The following is an 8,035-nucleotide window of genomic DNA, read 5'->3' as shown; positions in this document are numbered from 1 at the left end:
CGCCACCCGTCGGATCAGGCGGTCGGGCGCCGCACCGCGAGGCCACCCGCGAGCATGAGGAGGGTGGCGAGGCCGGTCGCGGCGAGGACGCCCCCGGCGCCCGTCCGGGCGAGACCGTCGTCGTCGCCTCCGGCACCGCTCCCGCCGGTGGGGGTGCTCCCGGGCGCGCCGTCGTCCGGCGGGCCGTCGCTCGCCCCGTCGGTCGGTCCCGCGGTCGGGCCGTCGGTGGGCTCGTCGGTCGGTCCCGTGGTCGGGCCGTCGGTGGGCTCGTCGGTCGGCAGCTCGTCGCAGGGCAGGGTGCCCGTCCGCAGGGCCGCCGGCTCCTCGCCGTCGGCGAACCACCAGGCCGGCCGCACGCCCGCGACGCACAGGTCCGCCGTCGCCGTCGCGAAGCCCTCGTGGTTGAGGTTCGGCAGGGTGGCAGGCGGTTCGACGTGGACGACGTCCGGGGTACCGGTGCCGTTGAGCGTGATCTGGGCGTGCATGCCGTCGCAGCCGTCGTCGCACATCGCCCACAGGACCCCGCGGACGGTGTCGTGGTCGAGGCCCATGACGCCACCGAGCTGCGGGTCGATGGCGGCGACCTGCGTCGCTGAGCCGTCCTCGCCGAGCGCGTAGGCGTAGACGCCGCCGTTGTCCTCGACCGCGACGAAGAAGAGGCCGTCACCGTGGCCCGGGTGGTCGGCCGGGTCGTACGGCTCCCCTGTGCCGGCGTCGACGAGCAGGCCCGCGAGCGCGGTGTCCGGCACCCACTCGACGGCCTCGATCCCGGTGTTGGCCGAGACGTCCGGGAGCGAACCGGTGAGGTCCCACTGCGCCACGGCGACGAGGTCGGTGCCGGCCACGGCCGGGTCGACCCGGAGCACGACGTTCCAGTTGGTCCCCTTGTCGGCGTTGTCCCGCTCCGCGGCGACGTAGAGCGTCCCGTCACCGGCCACCGTCACGCCCTCCGTGTCCGGGCCGGCGGCGGCGGGGTCCCCGGCGTCCTTCGCGTACCGCACGCGCCTGCCGTCCTCCCAGCCCGAGGCCGGGACGACCGCACCCGTCGCGTCGACGTCGAGCTTGACGAGGGTGCCGGTGCCGTTGTCGATCGCCCACAGCACGCCGGAGTCCCCGTCCCACTGGAAGTCGAGGCCGGAGGAGTCCCCGCCGAACATCGGCTCCGCGTCGAGGACGCGGGTGGTCTGGCCCCCGAGCCACGGCAGGACACGGGCCTCGCCGGGGCACAGGTTCGCCGCGCCCTTGGTCGGCTCGTCGGTCTGCGTCATCGTCCCGACGCCGTCAGGGCAGCGCCCGTACGTCGCGCTCGCGTGCGCGGTCCAGGCGTGCTCGTCGACGACGGTCTCGCCGTCGGCGTCGACGAGGCGCACGGCGTCCTCACCGCCCAGGCCGAACCCGAGGTCGGCCTCCTCGACGACGTGGTAGCCGCCGGCCGCCAGCGTCGCACCAGCGGGGATCGTGTAGGAGTGCGAGTCGTCGCTGTCCTGCAGGACGAGACCACCGAGATCGACGGCCGCGGCGGTGGGGTTGACGAGCTCGACCCAGTCCCCTGCCTCTGCGTCGCTCGACTCGATCTCGTTGAGGCGCACCGGTGAGCCGCAGTCGTTCGGGGCCCCCTTGGTCGACGCGCCCTGGAGCACGAACTCGCCGACGCCGTCGGGGCACCGGCCGAAGGTCGTGGCCGCGTGGTCCTCCCACACGTACTCGGCGACCGTGGTACCGCTGGCCTCGCGCAGCGTCACCCGGTCCGCCTTGCCCAGGCCGAAGCCGAAGTCACGGTCGCCGGCGAAGACGAAGAACTCACCCGGCTCCAGAACCGTGCCGGCGGGCAGCGGGGTCACGTCGGCCCCGTGGCCGACCGGGTCGTCGTCCATGACCGTCCAGCCCGAGACGTCGACCGCGTCCGTGCCCGTGTTGACGACCTCGACCCAGTCGGTCGTGTCGCCGTTCGACTCGACCTCGTTGATCGCGACGGTCGGGACCGGGCACACGTTGGCGCTCCCGGGGGTGGTGAAGGCGACGGTGAAGGCGCCGACGCCGTCGGGGCAGCGCACGAGCGTCGCGGCGGCCTCGTCACCGTCGAGGTGGGCGTGCTCGGTCCACGAGGCCTCCTGCACGAGTGCGCCGTCGGCATCGAACAGCCGGACCGAGTCGGCGCCGCCGAGTCCCATGACGGCGCCGAAGTCGGAGTCGTCGAGGACGAGGTAGGCACCCGGTTCGAGGACCGTGCCGGCCGGGAGCGCCCAGCGGTGGTCGTCGGAGTTGTCGCGCAGCTCGTAGCCGGTGAGGTCGACCGCCGTCTCGCCCGGGTTCGTCAGCTCGACCCAGTCGGCGGGCGCGGAGTCGATCTCGTTGAGGACGGCCGTCCCCGGCGTGGGCGGCGGGGGCTCGCAGTCGTTCGCCGCACCGAGGGTCAGGCTCGTCGGGAGGGCGAAGTCCCCGCTGCCGTCGGGGCAGCGCGCCCAGCTGGGGCTGCCGTGCGAGGGGTACGTGTGGGCGTCGACGAGCGTGCCGGCGGCGTCGAAGATGCGGGCGGCATCACCGTTGCCGAGACCGAAGCTGAAGTGGACGTCCGCCTCGAGGACGAGGTAGCCGCCCGGCTCGAGGACCGTGCCCTCGGCCAGGGTGTCCGTGCGGGCGTCGTCGTCGTCCTTGACCACCCACCCGGACAGGTCGACGGGGCCGGCCCCGGTGTTCGTCAGCTCGATCGCGTCCCGGTCGGTCCCGGTCGAGACGATCTCGTTGACGACGACGCCGGGCGCCGGGTCGGCGCTCGCGGCGAGGGGTGCGGCGATGAGCGCACCGCCGCCGAGGGCGATGACGGCGGCGAGGGACAGACCGCGGCGGGCCACGGGCATGGGGGTCTCCTTCGGGCGGGGGAAGGTGCGCCCGGACAACGACGAGGCGCGACGAGCGACATCGAACCGGGTCCCGCTGAACAGAGGGTGTCGCGGGGGTGTCCGGCGGGGACCCACGGCGATCGGGCGGCACCGCCATGGGCGATGATGGGACGTGGCCTCCGCCGACCTGCTCGCCGTGCTGGAGCAGCTCGGTGCCGAGGAGGACCGGCTGCTCCACGTCGAGCGCGTCCCCGCACGAGCGGGACGTACGGCGCCGTGGCCGACGTGGGCGGACCCTGAGCTCGTCGCCGGGTACCGCCGGCTCGGTGTCGAGGCGCCCTGGGAGCACCAGGTCGAGGCCGCGGAGTCGGTGTGGTCGGGGCGGCACACCGTCATCGCGACGGCCACCGGCTCCGGGAAGTCCCTCGCCGCGTGGCTGCCCGCGATCAGCGCCTCCCGGGCGGCGGCGCACGAGGCGGCGGGCAGCGGGGCCGGGCGGATCGCGGCCTACACGCGCCGGCCGACGACGCTCTACCTCGCCCCGACGAAGGCCCTGGCCGCCGACCAGCTCGCCGGGCTGGAGCGCCTCGTCAACGCCGCTGACCTGCCCGGCGTCCGCGCGACGACGTGCGACGGCGACACCCCGTTCGAGGAGCGGGACTGGGCCCGCGACCACGCGGACATCGTGCTGAGCAACCCCGACTTCCTCCACTTCTCGCTGCTGCCGAACCACCGGCGCTGGCAGCGGCTGCTGCGCGGCCTGCGGTTCCTCGTCATCGACGAGTGCCACGCCTACCGGGGGGTGCTGGGGGCGCACGTCGCCCTCGTCGTGCGGCGGCTCCTGCGCGTCGCCGAGCACTACGGCGCGCGCCCCACGGTCGTCCTCGCCTCGGCGACGACCGGCGAGCCCGCCGCGACCGCCGCGCGGCTCATCGGCGTGGGCGCCGACGACGTCCACGCCGTCGTCGAGGACACGGCGCCGAGCGGGACCCGCACGATCGTCCTGTGGCAGCCGGGCCTCACCCGGGAGGGCGCGCACTGGCCCGGCGAGGGCGTCGTCCTGCCCGAGGGCCAGGCCGAGCTCGATGCCCTCGGACCGCGGCGCAGCGCGTCGAGCGAGGCGGCGGCGCTCGTCGCCCGCTTCGTCCGGGCCGGCGCGCGCACCCTCGCGTTCGTCCGCTCCCGCTACGGCGCCGAGGTCATCGCGGAGCAGGTCCAGAACCAGCTCGCCGGCACCGGCCTCGGCGCACGGGTCGCGGCGTACCGCGGTGGCTACCTCCCGGAGGAGCGCCGGGCGCTCGAGCGGGCGCTGCGCGAGGGCGACCTCCTCGCGCTGGCGACGACGAACGCGCTCGAGCTCGGCGTCGACGTGGCGGGGCTCGACGCCGTCGTCATCTCCGGGTGGCCCGGCACGCGGGTGTCGCTGTGGCAGCAGGCCGGGCGCTCGGGACGGGCGGGCCGGGACGGCCTCGCCGTCCTCGTCGCCTCGGAGGACCCGCTGGACGCCTACCTCGTCCACCACCCCGAGGCGGTGTTCGGCCAGCCGGTCGAGGCGACGACCTTCGACCCGACGAACCCCTACGTCCTGGCCCCGCACCTGTGCGCCGCGGCCGCGGAGGTGCCGCTCACCGACGCCGACCTCGCCCGCTTCGGCCTCGCCGACGACGCCCTGCTGCGCGAGCTGGCCGGGCGCGACCTCCTGCGCCACCGACCCGCCGGCTGGTTCTGGAACTTCGCACGGCCCGAGCGCCCGGCCGACCTCACCGACCTGCGGGGCGGGCAGGGCCAGCCGGTCCAGGTGGTCGAGGCCGGCACGGGAACCGTGCTCGGCACGGTCGACGGCGCGCGCGCCGATGCGAGCGTCCACACCGGCGCCGTCTACGTCCACCAGGGGCGGACGTTCGTCGTCGACGCGCTCGAGGACGACGTCGCCCTCGTCCACGCCGACGCCGACATCGGCTACCGGACGAAGGCCCGCAGCGCGACGACGGTGCGGATCATCGACGAGGTCGAGCACGCCGACTGGCAGCACCCCGACGGCCCGACGGTCCGGTGGTCGCGCGGGCACGTCGAGGTGACGTCACAGGTCACGGGGTACGACCGGCGCCGCCTGCCGGGCCTCGACATCATCGGCTCCTACCCGCTCACGCTGCCCGAGCGCGTCCTGCACACGAGCTCCGTCTGGTGGACCGCGAGCGCGGACGCGCTCGAGCAGGCCGGCATCCCCGCCGACGTCCTCCCGGGCGCGCTCCACGCCGCCGAGCACGCCGCGATCGGGCTCCTGCCCATCGTCGCCACGTGCGACCGGTGGGACCTCGGCGGACTGTCGACGGCGCTGCACGCCGACACGTATCAGCCGACCGTCTTCGTCCACGACGCCTACCCGGGCGGTGCAGGGTTCGCCGAGCGCGGCTTCCACGCCGCCACGGACTGGATCCGCGCGACGCTCGAGGCGGTGGCCGGGTGCGGGTGCGCCGACGGCTGCCCGAGCTGCGTCCAGTCGCCCAAGTGCGGCAACGGGAACTCCCCGCTCGACAAGCACGCGGCGATCCGGGTGCTCAGCTTCCTCCTGCGCGCGGCGCCGAGGCGGGAGCAGCAGCGCGAGGTTTCCGAGCCAGTCGTGGCGACCCCCTCGGGAGTGCGGCCACGGGTGGCGCACGCACCCGACGGGCAGCCCCGCGAGACGCACCCACCGACGTCGCTCGGCACCGCTCCGTCTGCCGACGGCGACCTCCCGCGGGCGACCGCCTCGTAGCCCGTCTGCGACGAGCGGGGCCGGCGCCCGTCTGCGGCCGGCGGGCCCGGCGCGGGCGCGGCCGGAGGCGACGAGCGCGGCGGGCATCCCCGCCGCAGACGTCTCGACTGCCGTCCGCACCTCGACGGTCCCGGCCGAGACTGTGCACCCCGTCAGCGTCGCACCGTTGGCCCGCACGACGGCCGCCGCCTGCGCGCAGGCGGACCCGGCGCCGCCGCCCGGGGCGTGGAGGGCGGTCGCGCCCGCGATCGCGCCGAGGTCCGCCGCGGCCTGAGCCGCCCCGCGGGCGTGGACGGCGCGGCCGAGGCCCGCGACGGCCACCGTGAGGACGAGGGCGACCGCGATGACGGCGAGCCCGAGCACCGTCCCGGACCCGCGCTCTCGCGATCGGGCCGCCGGACCCTCGCTCATGTCATCCTCCCGGCTCCGGGACGGCGCGGGCGGTGGCGCGCGCCTCCAGCCTCCCGACCCAGCCGAGGAGCCCGGGGACGGGGTGGGTGACCGTCACCTCGATCCACCCGGCGTCGACCTCCACGCTCACGGCGGCGTCCGGGCCGGCGAGCCGCTGGGCCGTCGCGACGACGACCTCGAGGGGCTCGCCGAGGGAGGAGGCCCGGGCACCGGCCCGCGCTGCGTCCGCGCACCGCACCTGGGCGACCGCGCCCGACGCCACCGTGAGGGCCACGAGAAGGACGACGACGACCGCGGGCAGGACGAGCGCGACCTCTGCCGTCACCGTCCCGCGCTCGCCCGCGCCGCCCCCGCCGCGCCGGCCCGCCCGAGCCTCCGTGCCCATCAGCTCACCTGCAGCGCCTGGCGGATGATCCCGAGGAGGAACCCCCGCACCTCGGGGCTGCGCAGGATGACGAGGAGGAGCCCGGCGAAGGCCGCGGCGGCGAGCGTCGCGATCGCGTACTCCGCCGTCGCCATGCCCGCCTGCGGTGCCGCCCGCATGGCGCGCGTCGCAGCGACGAGCCGGCCCCGCACCCTCCGGGCGGACCGCACGCCCCACCTCCCCACCTCGCGCGCGCTCTGCCGACCAGCGCGCACCGCGGCCCTCCACCACCTTGTCGTCCGTCCCATGGGACACCTCCCTCTCGAGTCGCGGCCGCTCGCCGGCCGGGTCCCACCAGCGTCGTCGTCCACGCCGACCTCGCGCTCGGGCCTGGGGCCCGCCTGTGGACGCTGTGCGCGCCACCGCGTCCTGTGCGGGGAGCGGTCGCCGCCGGGCGGGTCGCCCCTTGCCCTACGGCGCGAGCAGGGACCCGCCGGCGGCGAGGAGCACCGGCACGAGGGAGAGGAGGACGAAGGCGGGGAGGAAGCACAGGCCGAGCGGGAGGACGAGGCGGACCCCGAGCCGGGCCGCGTCCTCGTGCGCCCGACGGTGCCGGCGGGCGCGGACGGCCTCGGCCGCGCGAGCGAGGAGCGGTCCTGGATCAGCGCCGTCCGTCCAGGCCGGCTCCAGCGCCTGGGTGAGCTCCCGGACGGAACCCGGCGCACCGCTCCACGCCTCCGCCCACGGGGCGCCGAGGACGAGCGCGACGCCCGCCCGGTGCAGCGCGCGCCCGGCGTCGTCGTCCCCGACGGCACGGCCGAGCGCTTGGAGCATCGACGGCACGGAGGCACCGGCACCGATCGCCGCGCCAGCGAGGTCGAGGAGCACCGCGACGTCGACCCGCGCCCGGTCGCGTCTGCGAGGCCGCCCGGTCCCGGGCCCCGTCCGTCGACCGGGCGCGGTGCGCCGGCGCGGGAGCCACCACGGCAGTGCCCCCAGCACCGCAAGGACGACAAGCAGGGCGCTCACGCGCGCTCGCCACCCCGCTCGGCGGCCACGACGAGCGCCCGCGTCCACCGGTGGCCCGCGGCGAGGAGCCCGGCACCGGTGAGGAGGGAGGCGGTTCCCCACGATCCGTCGAGGAGCGTCCCGACCGGGTCCGCGCCCAGCCCGGCGCCGAAGAGCAGGCCGACGGCGGGCAGCCAGCCGAGCAGCCGCGCCGTGCTCCGCGGCCCGGCCAGGGCGATACGGCGCGCGTCCTGCGCCTGGGCAGCCTCGCTGATGCCGTGGGCGCACCGGTCGAGGACGTCCGCCAGCGGCGCGCCCAGCTCGTGCGTGAGCCGGCACGCCGCCACGGTCGCTGCGAGAGCCGCCTCCTCGGTGCGCCGCGCGCCACCCGTCCGAGGGATGCCGAACGCCGCGAGCTGCGGCGGCACGCCGTCGTCCGCGCGCCCGGCCCGACCCGCCCCGAGACCCCCGCTCGTGGCGCGCACCGCACTGCCGCCCGCCGGTGCGGCGTCGCCGGCCTCCCCCTCGGTGCACCGCTCCACCCGAGCGCCACCACCGAGCCCGGCCCGGGCGAACGTCTGCGCCCAGGCGGCTTCGGCGCTGGCACCGGAGCGGAGCCGCGTGGCGACCTCGGTCACGAGGACGCCGAGGTCCGTC

The 8,035-nt window shown here is 76.7% G+C and carries 6 protein-coding genes and 1 pseudogene; 1 reads left to right on the top strand and 6 read right to left on the bottom strand.

The window, feature by feature from the left end; translation table 11 throughout:
• Positions 1 to 14 precede the first annotated feature (14 nt).
• Positions 15 to 2,858: a lamin tail domain-containing protein gene (locus V2J63_RS15435; RefSeq protein WP_331231881.1), complete on the bottom strand. Its 2,844-nt coding sequence runs from the start codon at positions 2,856 to 2,858 to the stop codon at positions 15 to 17.
• Between the two features lie 154 nt (positions 2,859 to 3,012).
• Between V2J63_RS15435 and V2J63_RS15430 the strand changes: the two genes are divergently transcribed.
• Positions 3,013 to 5,595, top strand: coding sequence for a DEAD/DEAH box helicase (locus V2J63_RS15430; protein ID WP_331231880.1), 2,583 nt, complete (start codon positions 3,013 to 3,015; stop codon positions 5,593 to 5,595).
• Between the two features lie 102 nt (positions 5,596 to 5,697).
• On the opposite strand, the pseudogene V2J63_RS15425 reads toward V2J63_RS15430, so the two are convergent.
• From V2J63_RS15425 to V2J63_RS15405, 5 genes and pseudogenes are all read right to left on the bottom strand, one after another.
• A pseudogene (locus tag V2J63_RS15425) lies at positions 5,698 to 6,006 on the bottom strand (Rv3654c family TadE-like protein); the annotation flags it as partial.
• A gap of 1 nt (position 6,007) precedes the next feature.
• Positions 6,008 to 6,391 carry a TadE family type IV pilus minor pilin gene (locus tag V2J63_RS15420; protein WP_331231879.1) on the bottom strand — a complete coding sequence of 128 codons (384 nt, stop codon included), beginning with the start codon at positions 6,389 to 6,391 and terminating at the stop codon, positions 6,008 to 6,010.
• A complete protein-coding gene (locus V2J63_RS15415; protein ID WP_491062057.1) occupies positions 6,391 to 6,678 on the bottom strand; it encodes a DUF4244 domain-containing protein in 288 nt (95 codons plus the stop codon). Before V2J63_RS15415 ends, V2J63_RS15420 begins: the two co-directional genes overlap by 1 nt.
• Before the next feature lie 163 nt (positions 6,679 to 6,841).
• Positions 6,842 to 7,399 carry a type II secretion system F family protein gene (locus V2J63_RS15410; protein ID WP_331231877.1) on the bottom strand — a complete coding sequence of 186 codons (558 nt, stop codon included), beginning with the start codon at positions 7,397 to 7,399 and terminating at the stop codon, positions 6,842 to 6,844.
• Entirely contained in the window at positions 7,396 to 8,016 is a 621-nt protein-coding gene (locus V2J63_RS15405) for a type II secretion system F family protein (protein WP_331231876.1), read from the bottom strand. The genes V2J63_RS15410 and V2J63_RS15405 overlap by 4 nt, the downstream gene beginning before the upstream one ends.
• Positions 8,017 to 8,035: the final 19 nt, after the last annotated feature.

Source organism: Georgenia wangjunii (genome assembly GCF_036421975.1).
GTDB lineage: Bacteria > Actinomycetota > Actinomycetes > Actinomycetales > Actinomycetaceae > Georgenia_A > Georgenia_A wangjunii.
This window is presented reverse-complemented; position numbering and strand designations above follow the sequence as displayed.